The sequence below is a fragment of the Microcoleus sp. N3A4 genome, from assembly GCF_036701805.1.
Classification (GTDB): domain Bacteria; phylum Cyanobacteriota; class Cyanobacteriia; order Cyanobacteriales; family Microcoleaceae; genus Microcoleus.
Genome location: NZ_JAUBRJ010000022.1, coordinates 80,738 through 103,236, shown reverse-complemented (window position 1 = coordinate 103,236; position 22,499 = coordinate 80,738). Strand labels below are relative to the sequence as shown.

Below are 22,499 nucleotides of genomic sequence, written 5' to 3'. Positions count from 1 at the left end.
AGAACGATCGAGGGTACAGCCAAACCGGATTTAGTATAGTAACTACTGAGTGATAAAATCGCTAGCAGTCAGAATACCCGGTGTAATATTGTTCAGCTTCGCCAGCACTTGATTGCTAGCCGTCACGCTAATCAAAGTTTGATTGTTGCTAGAAGTAATACTGAGTTGATTGAAACTCAAATCAGAATTCAACCCAATTAAATCCTCTCCCCTGCGGAAATCGGTAATGATGTCGCTACCCAAACTTTGAGTTAGGAAAAACAGATCATTTCCCGAACCGCCTGTCAAAGTATCGTCCCCAACATCGCCACTGAGGAAATCAGCACCGCTGCCGCCACTGAGAATATCGTTGCCTTTTCCGCCGTAAAGCGTATCGTTGCCGATGTCGCCGCAGAGCACATCGTTTTCATTGCCGCCGAACAGCAAGTCGTTGCCCTCACCGCCATCGAGACTGTCGTTTTCTTTGCCGCCGTAAAGCGTGTCATTTCCCAGTTGACCAAAAATTAGGTCTGCACCTTCATTGCCAAACACAGTATCGTTGCCATTTCCAGCATTAATTGTGTCATTTCCTAAGTTGCCAAAAATGTAGTCGTCGCCATCTTCGCCCAGCAAGATATCGTCATCTTTGCCGCCAAAAATAGTATCATTGCCCAGGCCGCCGGCAACAGTATCTTTGCCAATATCTCCCCTGACAAAATCGCTGCCATCAGCGCCAACAACAGTGTCATTATCTTTGCCGCCGTAGATGGTATCGTTGCCAGCGCCACCAGAGATGAAATCGCTGCCTTCATTCCCGAAAAGCGAGTCGTTATCTGCACCGCCGTCAATGTTGTCATTGCCGCCCATGCCGTAAAGAGTATCGTTACCGGCAAGTCCGTTAATTGACTCGTTGATGCCGCCGCCCATGATGAAATCGGTATCTTCACCGCCGTTGAGAGTTTGCTCGACGGGGTTGGGAGTAATGGTGGCAGAGTTTAATTCCGGGGCGCTGACTGCATCGAACAAGCAATCATCTGCAACCGGTGTGGGAGTTGGAGTCGGAGTTGGAATCGGAGTTGGAGTCGGAGTTGGAGTCGGAGTCGGAGTTGGAATCGGAGTCGGAGTCGGAGTTGGAGTCGGAGTTGGAGTTGGAGTTGGAGTTGGTGTCGGTGTCGGAGTTGGAGTCGGTGTGAGTGTAGTGAATTCAAAAGCGCCGATATCAACGATCGCACTTCCGTTGCTATCACCATCTTGAGGGCGACTCACACCGCGCTGATCGGCAGCCGGCGCGCCCGTACCAGTACCGGTATCAATGGCAGGACTTCCTGCTAGCAGCGGCAGCACGAAAGCGCCGTTAATATTTTGCAAAGGGCCGAGTAAGGGGTCTGCGATCGTCACATTTGCCGTAACATTACTATCATTAGGATCGCCCGTCGTGAGTTTAGCGGGAAATTGAAGATTGTTTCCCCCATCGATTAGCTCCCGTCCAGTGTGCTGCCTAGTTTTAAAAGGATTACTTGCCGTATTGCTATCAAAAATCGAATTCTTGACAGTAATTGGAGATTGCACAGGATCGTTAAAAGTAGCAATACCTCCCGAATATTCAGCGCTATTCTTAGCAAAAGTCGAATTGACGATGTTAGTCGAAAAAGAATCGCTGTTGGCGACAAGTATTGCACCACCCTGCTTAGCAGCGCTGTTACCGGAAAATGTACTGTTGACAATGCTGATGTTTCCCTTTTCTCCCAACCACAAACCGCCACCATTATCTTCAGCTTGGTTGTTAGCAAAAGTGCTGTTTGTTATAGTAATATCTGCATTTCCGTGACGAATTGCGCCTCCAGAACCTCCAACTCCTGCTGCATCCTTAACAACTTTATTGTTGATAAAAGTGCTATTTTCCAAAATCACTTTATCTTGAAGATAGCCAAATAAAAATGCCGCTCCTCCTTCTCTCGCTCCGATATTGCCATCAAAAACGCTGTTGCGGATGATGACATTGCCACCGATCGCATCGTTAGTTAATTCGCTCGCTCCATCGACGTAAACTGCCCCACCAACGCCTTTTTCTGTGCGGTTGCCGGTGAATTTTGAGTTTTCGACCGTCATGCTGCCCAACAGGTTATTAACAGCTCCGCCGTAGCTGCCTTTGTTGTTGGTAAATTCGCTATCTCGGATCGTCAGAGAACCCCCGCTTTTAGTGGCGATCGCCCCGCCGCCGCGTTCGGTATTATCCGCTAAAGAACCGTCATTGCCGCTAAACTTGCTGTTAATTACAGTAGTGGTGCTGCGAAAACCTGTATAAATGCCGCCACCAAAACCGGCAACATTATTATTGACTTGGCAATTTTCTAAAGTTAAAGTGCTGTTACCCCCAGTTTGAATGCCACCACCGGCGCTAGTTTCATCATTATTCGGGTCGGTTCCAGAAACTTTGCCGCTGGCAACAATCAGGTTTTTTAGAGTAACATTGGTTGAACCTTCGGTGAGGATAACCCGCGAAGCATTGTTGCCGCTGATGGTTAAATTTGCTGCACCAACTGCATCAATTGTCAAGTTTTTGTTGATGACCAGTTGACCGGAAGTGAGAGTAATTGTTTGACTTGCAAGAGTGGAGGCAAATTGAATAGTATCGCCGGCCGCTGCGGAGGCGATCGCATCTCTCAATGAACCAGGCCCGCTATCATTACTGTTAGTAACGGTAACAGTCGCTAAAGTCCCTCGGTAATCCGCCATTGCCTCTGGAGTCAAGGCTAGCGGTGCTTCAATATCACCCTTGGCAAACTCCAAATTCCAGTTACCACCGCGGCCAGTGCGATCGGTAGATGCCGCAATATCAGCCCCGGTTAACTCGCCCAGGCGATCGACAAAATCGCTCCCAGAACCCGCAGCCACATCGCAACCGTAAAGCACGATATCAGCTTGGTCGCTCAGCGCATTTCGCCACCCTTGCAACTGGCTTTCATATTGCGGCAAATTATCCGAATTCAACGTCGCAGAACCTAGCTGCAAGCTGCCAGAATTGCCGTGAGAAAAAATGTGAACTTGGTCTACAGTTTCCCCAGCCGCAGCGATTTTTTGCAGTTCGGCAGTAATTTGCTCGACTCCGTTGCCATTTTTATCTAAAACGATCGTCTCAGTACCGGGAAGCACGCCGTCAGCAATAGTTTGATAGTCATCTAAATCAGAATAAATGAAAACAATAGATTTAGGACGAGAATTGCGGAGAACAGATTGTGAATCAATACTGGCAAAAGTTGAGTTCATTTTGCATACCCTATGAGAATGTTTGCTGTTTAGTGGCAGATACACCTCTGCAGCAATCGAATTAAGTGCGATCGCTGTTTATATAAAATCATCGATCTGGCCCTAATTAAGTTTGTAGTAAAAACTTCCGTCCTCTCTCTAAGCTGATATTCACTAAGGACTTTAGTCCTTACTACAAACACTTTTGACTGCTAACAATTAACCAAAATTGCTATCAATCATGCTTTGCTTCGATCGGGCGGGGCAGGATGCAAGCCTGCCCGCGCACAACTTATTACAATTCAAAATGCAGCACAAACAGCAATTAAATTGTTACCTGAGTGAAATCGCTAGCGGTGAGAGTACCGGGCGCACCGTTAAGCTTCGCTAACAATTGATTGGTGCCAGTGACGCTAATCAAAGTCTGATTGTTGCTGGAAGTAATACTGAGTTGATTGAAACTCAAACCAGGATTCAACCCAATTAAATCCTCTCCCTTGCGGAAATCGGTAATGATGTCGCTACCCAAACTTTGAGTTAGGAAAAATACATCATTTCCTGAACCGCCTGTCAAAGTATCGTCCCCAACATCGCCGGAAAGGAAATCGCTACCAGCACCGCCACTGAGAATATCGTTGCCTTTTCCGCCGTAAAGCGTATCGTTGCCGATGTCGCCGCAGAGTACATCGTTTTCATTGCCGCCGAACAGCAAGTCGTTGCCCTCACCGCCATCGAGACTGTCGTTTTCTTTGCCGCCGTAAAGCGTGTCATTTCCCAGTTGACCAAAAATTAGGTCTGCACCTTCATTGCCAAACACAGTATCATTGCCATTTCCAGCATTAATTGTGTCATTTCCTAAGTTGCCAAAAATGTAGTCGTCGCCATCTTCACCCAGCAAGATATCGTCATCTTTGCCGCCAAAAATAGTATCATTGCCCAGGCCGCCGGCAACTGTATCTTTGCCGACATCTCCTCTTAAAAAATCGCTGCCATCAGCGCCAACAACAGTGTCATTATCTTTGCCGCCGTAGATGGTATCGTCGCCAGCGCCACCAGAGATGAAATCGCTCCCTTGATTGCCGAAAAGCGAGTCGTTATCTGCACCGCCGTCAATGTTGTCATTGCCGCCCATGCCGTAAAGAGTATCGTTGCCGGCAAGTCCGTCAATTGACTCGTTGATGCCGTCGCCCATGATGAAATCGGCATTGTTACTGCCATTGAGAGTTTGTTGGACGGGGTTCGGGGTGATGGTGGCAGGGTCGAGTTGCGGGGCGTTGAGGCTATCCAGCAGGCAAGCATCCGAGGCCGGAGTTGGAGTTGGTGTCGGCGCCGGAGTCGGAGTTGGAGTCTCAGTCGGTGTCGGAGTTGGTGTCGGCGCCGGAGTCGGAGTTGGCGCGGGCGTCGGAGTTGGAGTTGGAGTCGGCGCGGGCGTCGGAGTCGGCGCGGGCGTCGGTGTCGGAGTTGGTGTCGGCGCGGGCGTCGGAGTCGGCGCGGGCGTTGGAGTTGGAGTTGGAGTCGGCGCCGGAGTCGGAGTCGGAGTCTCAGTCGGAGTTGGCGCAGGCGTCGGAGTTGGCGCGGGCGTCGGTGTCGGCGCGGGCGTCGGTGTTGGAGTTGGAGTCGGCGCAGGCGTCGGAGTTGGAGTTGGAGTTGGAGTTGGAGTCGGTGTCGGCGCGGGCGTCGGAGTCGGCGTCGGAGTCGGGAGGACAGTACCTCCGAATTCAAAAGATCCGCTGTCCACGATCGCACCTGGAATGCTGTCGCCATCTTGAGGGCGAGTCTGGCCGCGCTGATCCGTAGCGGGTGCGCCGGCGGCAATCCCTGTATCAATTGCCGGACTTCCTGTCAGCAGGGGCCTGACTAAAGCGCCGTTGATGTTTTGCAAAGGGCCGAGTAAGGGGTCTGCCACCGTCGCACTTGCTGTCGCCTTAATATCGGTGCTAATCACGGGCCACTGAAAATTCCCTCCTCCATCGGCGTATTCGTCGGTGACGTGTTGGTTAATTCCCCAAGGGTTTCCTCCGTTAGCCGCTGTATTGTTGGCAAGAATCGTGTTTTTGAGGGTGACATTACCGGCATCGGCGAAGATACCTCCACCAACCCAGCCGGCAGAATTATCGGCGATCGTCGTGTTGACAATAGTCGTGGGTGCACCAAGAGTCATGGCACCGCCGAGTTTGTTGAAATCACCAGCAGCAAACGCGGTGGAGTTGCCAGAAAACGTACTGTTAGTAATCGTAGCAGGGGCATTTCGCATCCACAGGCCACCACCTTGATTGTTGGCTTTGTTGCCAGCAAAGCTAGTGTTGGTAATAGTCAATCCCTGGTTGGTTTGGTCGCTCAAAATCGTTACCCCACCACCATTTCCAAGATTTTGATCCTGCGGGGCGCCTGTTAGCGCCATAATTTCGTTATTTTGGAAGGTGGTGTTTTCCAAAATTACCTTGTCTTGGCTGCCCGTGAACAGATAAGCTGCGCCTCCTTCACCTCGACCTTTATTGTCTTGAAATACGCTATTGGTAATCTTGATTGTGCCGGAAGCTTCGCTCGGATTGCTGGCTCTGTCTGTGTAAATAGCACCACCGTTACCCCTTAAACCAGGATTATCTTTACCTGTGTCGAAAGAGGCTGCGGTGGTGTCGTTGCCGATGAATCGCGAGTTGTCAATCGTTAACTTGCCCTGAAGGCTGTTAATTGCCCCACCGTTAATTCCCTTGTTGTTGGTGAAGTCGCTGTTGGTGACAGTAAAAGCTTTGGAGCTCAAAAAGCCGATCGCACCTGCACCGCGTTCGTCATTACCTGCCGTGGCGATGTTGCCGTTGAATTTACTGTTCGTTACTGTCAGGGTATCGTTGTTATTCCCGAAAATCGCCCCACCACCCTTATCGGCAACGTTGTTATTAAACTGAACATTGTCTACTGTGAGGTTTACTTCGTCCGTTGTACCGATCGCGCCACCTGTATCGGTGGTTTTGCCGTTGGTAATAGTGAGATTTTTGATAGCAAAACTCGTAGCAGTCGCAACGTTTGCATTGACAAAAAAGGCGCGGGATGCGTTGTTGCCGCTGATGGTTAAACCGGGTGCGGCAGCGCCGTCAATGGTGATGTTTTTGCCAACGGGAATATCGAGTTGACCGCTGGTGAGGGTAATAGTTTGGCTGGCTAAACCTGGAGCGAAGGTAATTGTATCGCCTGCAACAGCGCTGGCGATCGCAGCCCTTAATGAACCGGGCCCGCTATCGCTATTGTTGGCTACTACGATAGTAGCTAAATCACCTTGGTAACTGGCCATAGCCTCGGCCTGCAAGGCTAAGGGAGATTCAATTTGGCCCTTAGCAAATTCTAAATTCCAGTCGCCGTCGCGGCCGGTTATGTTGGTGGAGGCGGCAACGTCAGCCCCGGTTAATTGACTGAAGCGATCGACGAAATTAACACCTGTACCGGCGGCTACATCACAGCCGTACAGCATGATATCTGCTTGTGGAGCTAGTGAAGTTTGCCACTTTTCCAACTGGCTTTTGTATTGCTCTATGTTATCTGAACCCAGAGCGGTATTGCCGAGTTGTAGGCTGCCAGAATTGCCGTGAGAAATAATGTGAACCGAGTCTATCGCCCCGTTAGTAGAGGCGTATTTTTCAATTTCAGAGGTGATTTGTTCGATGCCGTTTTTGGTGCGATCGAGTATTACTACCTGCTGTCCCGGCAGCACTCCCGCTGCAATTGACTCGTAATCTTCCACGCCGGAGTCAATGAAGACTAAGGAGCGCGGTGGCAGTTTTTCCAAAGAAGATTGTGAGTTAACTTGAGCGAACGTAGAAGTCATATTGGATACTCCATTAAGGGCATTACTGGTAGATACACCCCGGAGTAATCTCATCAGGCTTATTTGATTACATCTTACCACTCAATTTGGATAAAGTGCAATATTAAAAAATATTTATTTTATTTTAATTTTATCCTGATTTACCTGTTGCCGCTGGTACATACTGGATTTTTTGACCGCTAACGCTGGGGAATATAGCACAAAATTTATCGAAAATATTCTAATAAATCCAGCTTCTACTCTCCGCCGTTTTTCAGCCTTATTTAGCTAACGGGAGCGCTAATTTCAACTTAGGAAATGCTGGAGGTAATTCCCCCCTGAGTAACCATTCAGAATTATATTTAGTCGTTTTCATTTGAATGTGAAATTTTAGGTATAGGGACACGTTACTACCCAAGGCGTGACAACTTAACGTTAAACCCAGTCACAGACGGCTGTTTGACTATTAAATCTAGATCCCCCCTAGCCCCCCTTAATAAGGGGGGGACTGGAAACGTCTTCAAGTCCCCCTTATTAAGGGGGATTTAGGGGGATCTAGACTCAGGTAAAAACGATATTTATCAGGGATTTCAGGCTTAAGTTTACACGCCTTGGTTACTACCGTGTCCATACCTGTATTTCATCCAATAAAAACCAGAATAATGTACATTTTGAATAATTATATATGCTTTGAAGTTGCTCGATTTTTGATAGAGCAAAATACTGATTCCAAGTGGTTTTGTCGCATTTACTAAGACTCAAAACTGTCTGATATTAAGAGTCGGTCGATCGCTGGCAATCACGTTCTTTGTGGGTTGGCGCAGGCACTTTGGGGACTGCTCTAGTTACTACAAACGTGATTATAATTATTCCGCAGGAGTTGATATAATTGCAGATTGAGTCTGATCGAATCGTTAATTTCGATCGCGCCTGCGTCCCCTAATTACAATTGCATTCGGGCCAGTCGCCCTCGGTACGCTCCACATCCTCAATTGGCTCACTCTCCTTAATTAGCAAACAGTCGATCGCGCCCGTCGCCGTTGCCTAGTGTGTCACTATCTCGATCGGCATAACACCAACCAAGTCCGCTTTTTTCACTCAGGGAACTTTGCCATTGTGGCAATTGACTTTTGTCTGGTTCGAGGTAATCTGAACTGAGGATAACAGAGCCTAATTGCCGTTTGCCCGAACTGCCGCCAGAAATTGTGCGAACTTTGTCAATCTCTCTAAAGATAGAGGCATATTTTTGAATTGCCGAGGTAATTTGCTGGATGCCTTCAGAGTTGGACTTGAGTAAAATTACTTCTTCACCAGCCAAAATCTCCGAGACAAAATATCCACCGTCATGGAGGCTGGAGTCATTCGATTTTAGATTTTAGATTTTGGATTTTGGATTGACTTGCGCGAGACAAATTCGGGGGCTTGAGGATTTTAGATTTGAGATGCAAGGATTGATTCCACGGTTCGATCGCGTGGCGGGTACCACCTTTGAAATTCTTGGTCATTGAATACAAAGCTTTTGGATGGGGGATTTCGGTATTCCGAGGCGGGATTGGTTTTCGTCATAGAAGTGAACATATTCTGTCCTCCAAAAAGGTGTTTAGCGGTAGATATACCCCTGGAGTCAGATCCTCATAAACTGCCGTTGACCTTGTTTATTTCGCTAATTCTTATTTCACCTATCTATCAGTTTGGCCTATTTTGGCTGCACTGCCATCCGCGATCGCACGGAATTTATATTCTGCGTGTTTTCCCCTACTACCGGCACACCCGCAATTACCGATCGATCCTGTATCCTATCCGTGACACCACTTTCAAAAAAGCATCCAACTGCAGGCCCGTGCTTCAAACCTCGATATTTATCAGTCATTGCCTATTCTTGAATCTAAAATATAAAATCTCAAATGGTATAGCAATCCTAAATGATTCACAAAAATTTATAACTCACATCTGAATTAATACCAACCTACTCACGATTGGTGAAGCCCGATGTGTTCGCAACTAATGTAGGATCGCTATAGCTTAGGAAAGAGCGCTGAAGCGCAACTACATACCTTTTAATTCGGAATTATGTCCGATCTAGTTCTGTTTAGCGCTCTTATCGCAATCCTAAATGATTCACAAAAATTTATAACTCACATCTGAATTAATACCAACCTACTCACGATTAGTGAAGCCCGATGTGTTCGCAACTAATGTAGGATCGCTATAGCTTAGGAAAGAGCGCTGAAGCGCAACTACATACCTTTTAATTCGGAATTATGTCCGATCTAGTTCTGTTTAGCGCTCTTATAGCAATCCTAAATGATTCACAAAAATTTATAACTCACATCTGAATTAATACCAACCTACTCACGATTGGTGAAGCCCGATGTGTTCGCAACTGATGTATGATTGCTATAGCTTAGGAAAGAGCGCTGAAGCGCAACTACATACCTTTTAATTCGGAATTATGTCCGATCTAGTTCTGTTTAGCGCTCTTATCGCAATCCTAAATGATTCACAAAAATTTATAACTCACATCTGAATTAATACCAACCTACTCACGATTGGTGAAGCCCGATGTGTTCGCAACTGATGTAGGATTGCTATATGACAGTTAGTCTAGTGGCGGGGAAACTGCACAGCTCAAGATTCTGTGGAAGATGGCGGTTTCTTCCCTGCATTGCGAATATTAATAACCTTGTTGAGCGCATCGAACCAAAAACCAGCTCCCATAGAAATAGCTACGCCGCTCAATATCCAACCAAACAATTTTGCCATAAAAGCCGGCAACAATAAATTGCCCCGCGCATCTATTTTTAACCTGTTCGGTTCGCTCCATCCAAAAGGCAGAGCTACATTATCCAAAGCTATATCTACATCTTTTTGAACTTTTCTCAGACTTGTTAAATTATCTAATTTAGCCTGAGCATTTTTTTCCACCAACTGCTGAGCGTACAAATTAACAGTCGATCGCAGCATCGAATCCTTCGACAACCGATTAATAATATTAATGCTATCAGCATTAGCAGCGACAGCGATCGCAGTTCCGAGCAAAATCGCCACCCCTCGGGAATTCCGCTTGTAAACGCCAGAAGCACGCTGCATCGATTGGTCAAACCAAATTTCTATTTCTTGCTGAAACCGCTGCAACTGCTCTTGAGTATCTCCGCCGCCTTTTTCAGCGCGCTGCGCTAAAATATAAAGGCTGCGTTTCAATGATTCTGGCATACTGTCCAAAGTTTCTTGAATTTGTTTGTAAATCTGCCTGTCCTCTTTCTCCTCCATAATTTCTGCTAGCGTATCCTGACTTTTCCTAACAGTATTTAACAGATTGCTCAAATTCGGTTGCAGTTGCGATCGCAGCGCCGCCCGCTCAAATTCGCTGTCAAAACTAGCCTTGACAAATGCCATCTGCCTCTGAAATTCTCTACCTCCCAGCTCGGTTTCTGGTAGATAAACTTGAGAATCTTTAATATAAAATCCTAGCTTTTCTGACATCCGATCCAAGCTGTTGTTCAAACTTCCTAAATCGTTTTTATAATCTTCAACCACTCGATTAAACTCCGCCGTCAGCCAGCCAAATTCTTGCTCGATAATCGGTTTAGTAGACTCCGGCAGATTCAAACCATCTCCAATCATTTTAATTTGTGCTAACAGTAAGTTTTTAAAATTTTCCAAGCGAATTTTAGAAATGGAACCCATCACACTAGAAAATTTTAAAGTATCCAAAAGGCTAGCAGAAAAACACTCTGCTGGAATATAAGAAGGCCCACTTGATTTATTGCCGAAAACATTCTTAGTGCCAGTAACTAGGCGGTAAAAATCCCCCAAGCGGTGCGTAACAGAGCGGACTCCCTCTGAGAAAAGCCCTTTCGCTCCCTGATTTAAATCCTTGATAATCGGATTGGTGTAAATCGAATTAGCCAACTGTCCGACTCGCTGAAATTGCACCGGATCTTTCACGCCTTCGCTGCCGCCAGAAATCAGGACTTCGATCGACTTCTTTAAATGTTGCGCCCGCCACTGCAAAACAGTAGCAATCAGTTCCTGAATTTCCGAAGCTAGCAAGCTTAAAGTCAGGTAGATAAATACTAAGCCAATGATAATATCTATAATTACAGGCAAGTTCATGGTATTTTCCTAGTCGCAAATAACTGCTATCTAAGTTTACCTTCAGTTTGGGACGCTAAAAACTCTCTTAACTTATGTCAGAAATCTTTCCATCCCTGGCCAGCAAACCGAAAAGTCGCTGGAATGACAGCTTTACAGACAAACTGTGGATGCTGGCTTTTCTGTTCGCTGCTGTACTAATCTTCGGGCTGAATCTCGGTGGTGTACCCTTGCGGGATTGGGATGAAGGCATTGTGGCCCAAGTGGGCCGCGAAATCTGGGGCGGCAAATTAAATTGGCTGTATCCGACGATCGGCACAATGCCTTATTTGAACAAGCCGCCGCTGGTACACTGGCTGATGGGGCTGTGTTTTGCCGCCGGTGGTGTCAGCGAATTTACGGCGAGGTTGATACCGGCGATGCTGACGGCCGCTTCAGTGCCCATGCTTTACGCCATTGGGAGGGAATTGTTTCCCAAACGGGCGATCGCGATTTTTTCAGCTTTAGTTTACCTGACGCTGATGCCGGTGGTGCGACACGGGCGTTTGGCAATGTTGGATGGGGCGGTTTTGTGTTTTTTGCTGGTGGCGATGTGGTGTTTGCTGCGATCGCGCCGCGATTTGCGCTACGCTTTGGCTGCGGGCATTGGATTCGGGCTGATTTGCCTGACTAAGGGCGTGATGTTGGGGCTGCTACTGGGGGCGATCGGGTTTTTGTTCCTGGTTTGGGATACCCCGCGACTCCTGACTTCTGGGTATCTTTGGGGCGGATTGGCGATCGGCACTTTCCCAGTAGCTGCTTGGTATTTTGCCCAATGGCTGCACTACGGTAAAGACTTTATCGATACAAATTTAGTTAGCCAATCTTTCCGGCGCATTTCGGAACCTGTAGGGAATCACAAAGGCCCGCCTTGGTATTATCTTTTAGAAATTTTAGAATCAGCTTGGCCGTGGCAGTTATTTTGTCTGCAAGGACTGCGTTTGAGTTGGGAAAATCGCAGTTTTGCTGGGCCCAAATTAATTTTAGTTTGGAGCGGATTTTATTTGCTGGCTATTTCGGTGATGAATACTAAATTGCCTTGGTATGTTTTGCCGATTTATCCAGCTTTTGCCCTAGCAGTTGGCAGTTATTTCGCTGAAGTTTGGGAGCAAATGGAAGTGCCGGAAGATCCCGTAAAAGATGCAGCTAAAGAGCGAGCTGAGGAATCTTTTGATGCTTTATCTTTTTTGCCTCATCCGGCGATTTTGGGGCTGCTGGCTGTAGTTGCTGCCGCTGGTTGTGTCTACTTCGGCGGTTGGGTGCGCCTCGGAGGACAAATTGCGCCGATCGAGCGAGATTTGCAGTTAATGCTGATGTTTGTAGCTTTGACAATGACAATTTCAGCCGTGCTGCTGCACCGCAAAGACCGTCAGTTTTTATTAGTTTTAATTTGGGGAACTTACGTTTCGCTATTGGTATTTGTCGCCTCCGATCGCTGGGTTTGGGAACTGGCGGAGGATTATCCTGTGAAGCCGATCGCCGAAATTGTCCGCACAGGAACCCCAGCCGGTCAAGAGGTTTTTACTTCTCACCGTTTGCCCCGTCCCTCGCTGAATTTTTACAGCAACCGCCAAGTTATTGTCGCCGACGGGCAGACACTCAAACAGAAATGGCAAACTCTTGCTCAACCTTATTTTCTGTTAGAAAAACCAGTTCTCAAACATCTAGATTTGCAGAATGCTGAGGTTGTCAAAACAGCGGACGATTGGGTTTTGGTAACTAAAAAGCAAGTTAATAAGCTGTCGCGCAGTTAAATTGCATATTCAGGGCGGGCGGGACACCCCACAAGAGTTGGATTGTTTTTTGACATACAATTTAAATGCCGCAACAGCTTAGTTAACATACTGCCTTTCTATTTTCAACGCCACCTCAACTCTTTGATACTCGGCCTCAACCTGTTCTAAAAGCGGGCAGGCCCGAGCAGGTAAAGGCTGATTCGCCTCTGTTCCGATGCGGCCGAGGATTTCGAGTTCCTCGCACAGCTCAAACAAGCGAAAAGCACCGAGAGTACCGCTAATCGACTTCAAAGAGTGAGCCGATCGCCGCAAAGCCAGCGGATCGGCGTTGCCCAGGGCTATAGAGATGCCTCGCAGCAGTTCGGGAGCTGTTTCGAGGTAAATCTCGATCGCCTCGTCCAAAGCTTCCACTTCTCGCAGTCCCTCTATAATCTTGGCACTCAGGGAATCGCGGCTATCTGACAAAGCCGGATCGACGAGATTTGATTCACCGCACCCGACGACTGCGTGCGAATTGGGAATTGTCAGTTGTTGATTTCCCGCAAAAGCCCCATTCGATCGCACTTCTAATTCACTCGTTCCTCCTATCTGTTCGGCCTGCGAGTTCAAACAAAAAATCGGCTGCGCGCGATCGAACTCCCCATTCAATCGAGATTTACACGCGCTCAAAGCTCGAACCAACTCCTCAATTTCGATCGGCTTGCTCAAATAATCGTCCATCCCTGCAGCCATGCACTCTTCGCGATCGCCCTGCATCGCATTTGCCGTCATCGCTACAATCCAAGGCCTAGTTGATTTTAGATTTTGGATTTTGGATTTTGGATTGTTAGATTGCTCATCCGTCAATGTTTGATTTTGGATTTTGGATTTTGGATTGTTAGATTGCTCATCCTCAGTTGCAGAAACTTCTGATTCTCCCGTGGGATTGTTTGTCGAGTTTAAATTATTAGATTGCTCGTCTGTTGTTGAAACTTCTGATTCTCCCCTGGGATTTTCTAAGGTGAAATCTTCTGAAAATTGCTCGCGGATGTGGCGGGTAGTTTCCAAACCGTCCATTTCCGGCATTTGCACGTCCATCAGCACCACATCGTAAGGCTGGCGGCGCAAAGCTTCGAGCACTTCTATACCGTTTCCCGCAACATCAGCGCGATACCCCATCCGCTGCAAAATTTGCAAAGCCACCTTCTGATTCACCAAATGATCGTCAGCCAACAGAATCCGCAGGGGTAAGTGCAAAGCCAGCACGGGTATGCTTTGCAAGAAAGGCCCGCTGGTGCGCTGCACTCTAATTTCAGTTGGCTGTTTTCCAAAAATATTGATTAAAACATTGTAAAGCTGAGATTGTTTAATCGGCGTGTTTAAAAAAGCAGCAAAATCCACCTCAGCAGGGGTGTTCATTTCTTGCCTGCCGATCGAAGTTAGCATGACTAACGGCAACTTTTCGCAATCAGGATACTGGCGAATTTGCGCTGCTAAAGCCAACCCGTCCATTTCTGGCATTTGCATATCCAAAACTGCCAAGTCAAATACCTCTTTAGCAGCGAGCCAATCTAAAGCCAAACGAGCCGAAGCTGAAGCCTTAGCCACCATTCCCCAAGACTGAGCTTGGAGAGTCAAAATTTGGCGGTTGGTAGCATTGTCATCGACAATTAAGACTCGCTTGCCAGCTAATTCAGGTTGAGAATTGCTCAAGTTAACGGGCAAGGAACTGTTGGAGCCAGAAACGATCGTGCTGAAATAAAAAGTAGAGCCAACGGATGTGAGATTTTGGCCGATCGGCTTGCTGCTGAGTAAAGATTTCCCAGAGCAATATTTTTCGGCAATTTCGCAAGATTCTCCCCATTCCACATCAAAAACTGTGGCTATAAAATCTGCGGGAGGATTGCCCGCCAGACTACCCATACTTTCCACCCACATCCTGCCGCCCATCATTTCGGCCAAACGCTTGCTAATTGCCAAACCCAATCCGGTACCGCCGTAGTGTCGGTTCGTTGAAGAATCAACCTGGCTGAAAGATTTAAATAGCCGATCCATGCGATCGCTTGGAATGCCGATACCGGTATCTTTGACCGCAAATTGTATTTCGTATGCTTGGTTAATTGCTAGTGGTTCGCCATTAATTGCTGGCGGTTCTTTAGCGTTGGCCGCCGACAGTGAAATCTTTTTTGCCGTCACCGAAACCACCACTTCTCCAGCTTCGGTAAATTTAACAGCATTGCTGAGCAAGTTGATTAAAATTTGCCTCAAGCGGGTGCTGTCGCCGATCGCCGTTGTCGGTACTGTACGATCGATCAAGTAACCCACTTCCAGTTTTTTTTGTGCCGCCTTGGCAGCTACCAAGTCTAGAGATTCCTCAATGCAAGTGCGGATGTCAAACGGATGTTCCTCCAAGTCCAATTTGCCCGACTCAATTTTCGAGAAATCTAGAATATCGTTGATCAGCGTCAGCAAGGCATCGCCGCTGCTGCGGATAGTTTCTACAAAATCGCGCTGTTCGCGAGTTAAGCGGGTATCCAGCAGCAAACCGGTCATGCCGATGACTCCATTCATCGGAGTGCGAATTTCGTGGCTCATCGTGGCTAAAAATTCACTTTTGGCTCTAGTAGCCGCCAGTGCTTGGTCGCGAGCTTTTGCCAAATCTACGCCTGTTTGCTGGCGTTCGAGTTCGCTTCCCACCCACTGAGCCATCAGTTTCACCAACTCTCTGTCTACAACTCGGAACGGTTCTGTCACAGGAGTCGGAGAAAAGAAGCACAGAGTGCCGTAAACTTCACCTGCCACCGTGACGGGAATGCCCATGTAAGCTTCGATTTTGAAGGCAGGATCGTCCGTCTTGAAGGATAAACCCGAAAATCTCACCGACTCAAAGTAGATCGGTTCTTTTGCCATAGCCGTAGCCACGCAGAAGGTGTTTTCCAAATCATAGATTTGTTCTTTGACGATCGACCCGTCGGGACACTCAACAGCCATTATTTGATAGTTGTCGCCTTGAATGCACGACAAAATTCCCACCGACAGGCCTAACTGCCGGCATCCCATTGCCAGCAGTTCTTGGAGGCGCAAATCAAAGGTAGAGAGGCGGTTGAGCGGGTCTGTACGGGGAGCCGAAGTCACTTGGTACAAAGCTTTAATTGCAGCTTCGCTTTCTCGCAGTTCTTGTTCTGTTTGCTTGCGGACGCTGATGTCGCGGGAAATGCCGATAATTTCTTGCACTTCGCCGGTTTCGGGATCGCCGATCGTGCGGCCGGTGGTTTCAAACCAAATGTATTTGCCGTCTTTGCGGCGGATGCGGTAGCTGACGGTGTAAGTAACTGGGAGTGCCAGGACTTTCCAGTGAGCTTTGGCGATGGTTTCTAAATCGTCGGGGTGAAAATAATCGTTGGGGACGCGGCCGATGAGTTCCGAAGGTTCGTATCCCAGCAAAGCGCGGCTGGCTGGCGAGACGTAAAGAAACACGCCTTTGGGGTTGTGTCTGGTGATCATGTCGGTTGAGTTCTCTGCCATCAACCGATAGCGGTCTTCGCTCTCTAAGCGTTCGACTTGAGAATTGCTCAATGCTTCTAGCATTCGGTTGATGGTGTCGGCCAAACTTGCGAGTTCATCTGCTCCGGCCATTTCAACGCGCAAGTCTGGGTCGCCGTTGGCTGCGATGTTGCTGACGCTGGTGCTCAAGGAAGCCAATCTCGCCAACACTAATTTTTCTAGCAACAGCAGAGCGATCGCGCTAAATATTAAACCTACTGCCAGTATTGATAAGGTAAACAGCTCCAAGGTAGCCTGACCTTGGCGATAGATGATGCGCTCTGCCTCTACTCGCAGCAGCAGCGCTAGGTTGCCGTGGATGTCGCGAATCAGGGCGTATCCTGCGACTAAGCTGTCACTGAGCGGCTCGACTAAAATTTCTACTGATTTGAGGTGGGAAATTTTTAGTTTGAGATTTTCCAACTCTTGCCTAGATCGAGCCATCGCCTTGGCGCCGTGCCCGGAGTAGTTCGTGGCTCCCACTTTAAAATCTAAACTCGGCAATCTAAAATCCACTGACAGGTGAGTCAGTTCTGAAAGCAAACCGATTTCGCTGCTGTCGAGGTAGCGTCCCAGGATCAGCGTCCCGCGCGGCGGGCCTTGGGCGTTGCTGTTGAAAATCGGCTTTGAAGCAATCAGCAGCGTGGCTTCTGGCAGGGTGAGGACGCCTGTTTTGGCGGGGGAGCGATCGCCTGCTACTGTCGAGGAGTCTAGCAGCGCGTCGGTCAAGTGCTGTTTTAAGCTTTCGGGAATCGGGAATTCTGTTTGGGATTTCAGGTCGAAACCTTTGCTGAATATAGTCTTACCGCTGGAGTCCAGCAGCACCAATAAGTTTAGTCTCAAGTAAACAAATGTCGAATCGACAAAATTTGACTTGACAAAATTTTCGTTCCGTGTATCAACGAAAGAGTATATATCGTCCCACTCGGCGTAATCTTGGGCGCTGGTGTTTAAATTCGACAAGTCGTCATCCAATGCGTCCAAAGCCCGCGCGACATCCTGGCGGACGTACTGTGCCTCCAGGTTGTGAAAATCGTGCAGCAAAATGGTTGATGCAGTGGCATAGAGAACCAGAATCAGGCTGATCAGTGCTGCACCGATGATTAATAGTGTTTTTTTTCGGAGTTGCATGGCGTCGCCCTCCTCACGGTGCTACTAGGCAACTAGCCTGGGGAGGTTTGAGACGTAGGTTGTTTAGCATTAGCGATCGCAGAGCCTGCGTGTTTTGACTGTTGTGGGCTGAGTAGGAAAAACCCTTGGTATTTCCAAGGTATCGCGTATGTCGCCCCCCACAGTCAGTATAGTATTTCCACACCTTTAGCTAGGCAGACGAGAATCCCCACACTATTTAGTTAGCGCGTGGATGAAAGTCGAGCGAGTCCCTCCAGGAGTGTTCTTGGGGGTGGTTCGCACTCCTGGAAAGGAGCGGCGAAACGAGCACGCCCCGCAGATTCCTCGCTAAGGAAATCGGATCTATAGCAGTTCTCAATCTTGGTGAGGTATGCCCTATGCCCTATGCCCTATGCCCTGCCCTATGCCCGCTTATCAAGCGTGCACCTCATGTTACTGACAAAGGCTATAGTACAAATCGCGTGTTTCGGCACTGTGGGAGTGAGGACACGAGTTGTCAAACCTCCCAACGCTGTGTAAGACCGCGATCGTACTGGGTACGAACTTCTTCGGAAGTCCCGATCTCTGGTAACGGCGGATGAAATGCGAAGCCCAGGCTGTACCGCGTGAGCGGGAGAGTGTGGGTACTTCCCTATTATGCACAACCTATTACCTACCAGTTATGACCTGACGATCGGCATTTTCAAAAGAAACGGGCGATCGAACTCAAAACAGTTAGCGTTTAATAGGGCCTGTGTACAGGGCGGCGGGCCGTTGGAAGAACTTGGTGCTGGGTCGATCGCCCTAACTATTACTATAGCTAAAAAATATTGGGCAGAGAGCGGACTGGGGCTTTTAGTTGAACCCGCAAAAAAGTTTTCATTTCAGAAGCTTTTTTTGATTTTTGTCCTTCTACAGCAATCCTTGCAGGAGATGTGGAATGGGTCGAAAAGCTAATCCAGCGTCGAAGCCTGAACCACGTTCATAACTGACGAAAAAATTGCTATAGCAGAAGTAATTAATATCCGCAGACTTTTCGTTTACCTCAAGAGAAAAAGATACAGCATATTCGGTGGTTCGTGAAGTACACTATAAAGCTATATTGTGCGGTACGTGTTATGTAGGGTGCGTCGCTGCTCGTGTTTAATGGAACTTGCAGATTGATGCGTGGCGACGCACCTTACTTGCGACAAGATTGTGTGTACCGCACATACATGGAATATGCTGTAAGATGTATAAATTCATAGGTTTTACTCTCTTCAAAAAACCTAGAGGAGCGGGTTTACTAATAACCTTCAATAAGCTGTTGCGGCATTTAAATTGTATGTCAAAAAACAATCCAACTCTTGTGGGGTGGGCGTCCCGCCCGCGGAGAATATGCAATTTAACTGCGCGACAGCTTACTGCCAACAAATTAACTAAGGATCGCGAATTAAATAACTTACAATTTTAATTGTTATGGTGGGATGGGCGTCCCGCCCGTCCAAAAAGGGCGGGCTATAAGAGCCCAACCGCTACTCCCCACTTTCAAGAGTGTAAGTTATTTAATTCTCATTCCTAAACCCGCCCCCACCCCACGATAAAATCCTTTAATAAAAATAGTGCCTGATGTCAGTATAAACTCACATCAGGCACTATCTGCAATCCGATGATCGCAACTTTAGTCTTGTTTACCGGATGACGGCTAAAGCACCGGCGCCTGCTGCTGCGACGGCTGAAGAAAGAGCGGTGAAAAACAGCCACCAAGAAGCAACTTCTGCTGCTTTCCGGGTTTCTTCTGCTTGTTTTTCGGCTTGTAATTTGATGCTTTCGAGGCGAAGCTGCGCTTCTTGCTGCAAGCGTTCTGCTCTTTGCAAGACGCTGTTGCGGCTTCTCTCAATTTGGTCGATCAAGCGGTTGGCATCTGCTTCGGAAATGTCCTCGCGGGAACTAATTAGTGCTACTAAAGTATCGCGGTTGAAGTGACCCAGCCGATCGCGCAAAGCGTCAAATCCGGCTTGCGGATCGTCAAATAACTTCCGCACGTCCCGCGTAATGCCTTCGTAGTTGAGTTCAGGGCGATCGAGCGAATTGAGGTAATCCCGAACTTTGCCGAGAATCCCGTCAATTACCGACTGAATGCGCTCCTGTATTTTCTGAATTTGCAGTGCGAACTCGTCGCGCACCGACAAAACTCCATCGACAATGCGACTGGCTTCTGCTTCAGAAATATCCTGCCGCTGAGACAACAGAGAAACAACTGTATCTCGATCGATGTGCGACAGCCGCTCGCCCAAACTGTAAGCGCCGACTTTTGGGTCGTGCAGCAGCAGTTGCAAGTCGCGCTTGATGGCTTCGGGATTTAATTCATCCTTGCCCGTATTGCGTAAATAATCTTCTAAAACACTCTGAAAATCCTGCACTTGGCTTTGCATCCGCTTTGCCAAACGGCGCGGCGCTTTCACGATCGAGCCGAGAGTATCCTGCACTTGGTCGATAATTTGATTGACTTGTTCCTCGGTCAAATCTTCTCTCTGAGAAAGCAGTTTTACCAAAGTATCGCGATCGACTTGAGACAGGCGGCCCCGCAGCGCTAAAGCTCCTTCTTTTGGATTTTCCAGCAGTTTGGTCAAATCCCGCTTAATCCCTTCTGGATTGAGTTCTGATTTGCCAGTATTGCGAAGGTAATCTGCAAGCGCGGTGGTGGTATTGTCGTACTGATCCTTAGCTTTTTCGGCCAACTTTTGCGGCGCCTGCAGCGCACTGTGCCAATTTTGTTCGGCGCTATCGAGAAGCTGATTTACTTGGTCTTCGCTGAGGTCTTTCCGCTGAGATAGCAATTTTACCAAAGTTTCGCGATCGAAGCGAGAAGCTCTAGCTCTCAGCGCCCACATTCCCGCTTCCGGGTTGTCCAGCAGCGTTTTCAAATCGCGCTTGATGCCTTCGGGATTGAGTTCTTCTTTGCCCGTAGAATTCAAGTATTCTTGCAATTTTTGCCACTGGTTGTCTAGTCGGACTTGCGCTGCTTCTTGCAGACCTTTGGCATCTGCTAAGACTACATCTCGCGTCCTTTCCAACTCTTTAACAATCTGTTCTACTTCCTGGAAGCCGAAGTTTTCGCGACCTCTAAGAATTTGCACGAAACTGTCGCGGGTGTAAGGAGAAAGCCGATCGCGCAACTGTTCGTAAGTTGCATCGGAATCCTCTAAGATTTTTTTGAAATCGCTCCCGATACCTGCTGCTGTCAGTTCCTCTTTCGGCGTCAGCTTCAAATAAGTTTCCACCCGCCACTGCAAATCGCGAGCTTTTTCTTGCTCCTCGGCAAAGATCGCGGTTTGTAAAACTCGCTGTCTAATTGCTTCTAATTCCTGGGAAATTTCTTTAATTTTGTCTTGGGTAAAAACGCCTCGACTGGCTAAGATTTCGGCAAAATTAGACTGTTTGAGTTTTTCTAATTCGCGGCGCACAGTTCCCGGATCTGCGGTAGGATCGTAGAGTACGTCACGAAATTCGCGCTCGATCGCTTGCGGGTTCATCTGCCACGAATAAGTGTTGAGCAAGTAGTTTTCTACGTCGGCGCGAATGGGGCTGTAAGTTTCGGGTTCGCCTTTGACTTGAGCGGTAATTTTATCAGCTTGCTGGCTAACTTTGTCTTTAGCTACTTTGAGCTGACCCATTACTTTTTCAACATCCAAGTCGGAAATATCCGTGCGACCCAAAACTACTCCCATTAAAGCATTGACTGCCATTGTCGTTGCTTGGGACATCATTGTGGGGCTTTGTCCGGGATTTTGACCGCCCAGATTTCCGAGGACTTTTTCTACCCTACTTGTCAGCGTATCTGAGACCAAATCTCCCGATTTGGCAGATTTGAGATAGTCTACCAATTGGGCGATCCCGTCTGATGGCTGCCCTTGTTTTCCTACTTGTTTCCAAGCATCTTGGAGTTGGTCTACAATCCGGTTTACGTCGCGTTTTGACAAGTCCGATCGCGAACTTACTAAATCTACGAGAGTTTGCCGATCGAGATTCGGCAAATTTTCACCAGCAATTGCTTTGAGTTGGGGATCGTTGAGCAATTTTTCAAATTCGCTACGCATCCCTTTGATGTCTAATTCAGGCGGTTTGAGGCTTTGGATGTAGTCTTCGACGTTTTCTCGCAAGCTTGTAGGGTCGATCGCGCTACCGAGTTCCTGGCCCATTGCTGCTGCTGCTGCTTTCGCTGTAGCGACGACTTGGTTGCTGGCTGCTTTCGCGCCGAGTGCCGCCGCTGCGGTGCCGAAAATGGCTTGAACGCCTGATGTCGCGGTATTGACGACGGAACCGATCAGGGAACCGACGGTGGTGGAGCTCACCCAGACGAGTAGCGAGAAATAGGCAGCCCACACGACTAAACCGACGATCGCACCTAAACCGGGACTGCTAATCAAGCTGAGCTTAACTGCAAGCAAGCAAGCGAAGAATAGGGCGACGGTGACAGTGATTAGCGTCCAAGTGCCTACCTTTCGGCCGATGTGGCGGACTGGGGAGCCCCCGCTATCCGAGTTGTGGCCGTCGTCGTGGGATTGTCCCATGTAGGAAAGGCCCGCGGCTACTGATAAATTTGTTAGCAAAAGTTGGAAAGCGCAGGCGAGTACGACTCCAGCGATTAGGGCGATAAAAAATTGCGGCCCCGAATAGAGGAGTGCTGCGTCCTCTACTCTGCTTGTTGTAGTAGTCTGCTCTACTGGCACTTGGGCCAGCCAGAACCCGATGTTATACAGTTGTGGATTTATTGGGAAATTTTGATACATAGTATATTCCTCGTTAAAGGGTGGGTGCGCCCGATCGTTGGCGCGAGTTGACTAATTATATAGTTTTAGACTCATGCCCCCAATGGCAAGCATCACCTGATTGACGAGCTAAAGCATCCCCCTACAGTTGGAAGTGTATAAATATGTCTGCGGCCGGCTATCAATTTAGGAATATTTGTGGTATGTAAGTCTGATTAAAAT

General features: G+C 48.1%; 8 protein-coding genes and 1 pseudogene. 2 read left to right on the top strand and 7 right to left on the bottom strand.

Going from position 1 to position 22,499, the window contains the following annotated elements:
* Window positions 1-42: 42 nt before the first annotated feature.
* From QUA56_RS15330 to QUA56_RS15310, 5 genes and pseudogenes are all read right to left on the bottom strand, one after another.
* Entirely contained in the window at window positions 43-3,246 is a 3,204-nt protein-coding gene (locus QUA56_RS15330; RefSeq protein WP_333358970.1) for a DUF4347 domain-containing protein, read from the bottom strand.
* A 304-nt stretch (window positions 3,247-3,550) separates the two neighbouring features.
* On the bottom strand, window positions 3,551-7,045 hold the full coding sequence (locus QUA56_RS15325; protein ID WP_333358968.1) for a DUF4347 domain-containing protein: 3,495 nt from the start codon (window positions 7,043-7,045) through the stop codon (window positions 3,551-3,553).
* 985 nt (window positions 7,046-8,030) lie between these two features.
* Window positions 8,031-8,372: pseudogene (locus QUA56_RS15320) on the bottom strand (DUF4347 domain-containing protein); the annotation flags it as partial.
* 348 nt (window positions 8,373-8,720) lie between these two features.
* Entirely contained in the window at window positions 8,721-8,894 is a 174-nt protein-coding gene (locus QUA56_RS15315; protein ID WP_333358966.1) for a hypothetical protein, read from the bottom strand.
* Between the two features lie 758 nt (window positions 8,895-9,652).
* Window positions 9,653-11,140, bottom strand: coding sequence for a hypothetical protein (locus tag QUA56_RS15310; protein ID WP_333358964.1), 1,488 nt, complete (start codon window positions 11,138-11,140; stop codon window positions 9,653-9,655).
* A gap of 74 nt (window positions 11,141-11,214) precedes the next feature.
* On the opposite strand from QUA56_RS15310, the gene QUA56_RS15305 reads away from it, so the two are divergent.
* Window positions 11,215-12,912 (top strand): glycosyltransferase family 39 protein, encoded by a 1,698-nt coding sequence (locus QUA56_RS15305; protein ID WP_333358962.1) that lies wholly within the window; start codon window positions 11,215-11,217, stop codon window positions 12,910-12,912.
* Between the two features lie 78 nt (window positions 12,913-12,990).
* Here the strand turns inward: QUA56_RS15305 and QUA56_RS15300 are convergent, their stop codons facing one another.
* A complete protein-coding gene (locus QUA56_RS15300) occupies window positions 12,991-17,547 on the bottom strand; it encodes a response regulator (RefSeq protein WP_333358960.1) in 4,557 nt (1,518 codons plus the stop codon).
* A 636-nt stretch (window positions 17,548-18,183) separates the two neighbouring features.
* On the opposite strand from QUA56_RS15300, the gene QUA56_RS15295 reads away from it, so the two are divergent.
* Window positions 18,184-18,483, top strand: a complete 300-nt coding sequence (locus QUA56_RS15295; RefSeq protein WP_333358958.1) for a hypothetical protein — start codon at window positions 18,184-18,186, stop codon at window positions 18,481-18,483.
* Window positions 18,484-19,196: 713 nt separating this feature from the next.
* On the opposite strand, the gene QUA56_RS15290 is transcribed toward QUA56_RS15295, so the two are convergent.
* Window positions 19,197-22,298, bottom strand: a complete 3,102-nt coding sequence (locus QUA56_RS15290; RefSeq protein ID WP_333358956.1) for an MFS transporter — start codon at window positions 22,296-22,298, stop codon at window positions 19,197-19,199.
* Window positions 22,299-22,499: the final 201 nt, after the last annotated feature.

Coding starts and splice junctions, on each gene's coding strand:
- QUA56_RS15295 (WP_333358958.1), top strand. CDS start 18,184: ATGCACAACCTATTACCTACCAGTTATGACCTGACGATCGGCATTTTC.
- QUA56_RS15305 (WP_333358962.1), top strand. CDS start 11,215: ATGTCAGAAATCTTTCCATCCCTGGCCAGCAAACCGAAAAGTCGCTGG.
- QUA56_RS15325 (WP_333358968.1), bottom strand. CDS start 7,045: ATGACTTCTACGTTCGCTCAAGTTAACTCACAATCTTCTTTGGAAAAA.
- QUA56_RS15330 (WP_333358970.1), bottom strand. CDS start 3,246: ATGAACTCAACTTTTGCCAGTATTGATTCACAATCTGTTCTCCGCAAT.
- QUA56_RS15300 (WP_333358960.1), bottom strand. CDS start 17,547: ATGCAACTCCGAAAAAAAACACTATTAATCATCGGTGCAGCACTGATC.
- QUA56_RS15315 (WP_333358966.1), bottom strand. CDS start 8,894: ATGACTGATAAATATCGAGGTTTGAAGCACGGGCCTGCAGTTGGATGC.
- QUA56_RS15310 (WP_333358964.1), bottom strand. CDS start 11,140: ATGAACTTGCCTGTAATTATAGATATTATCATTGGCTTAGTATTTATC.
- QUA56_RS15290 (WP_333358956.1), bottom strand. CDS start 22,298: ATGTATCAAAATTTCCCAATAAATCCACAACTGTATAACATCGGGTTC.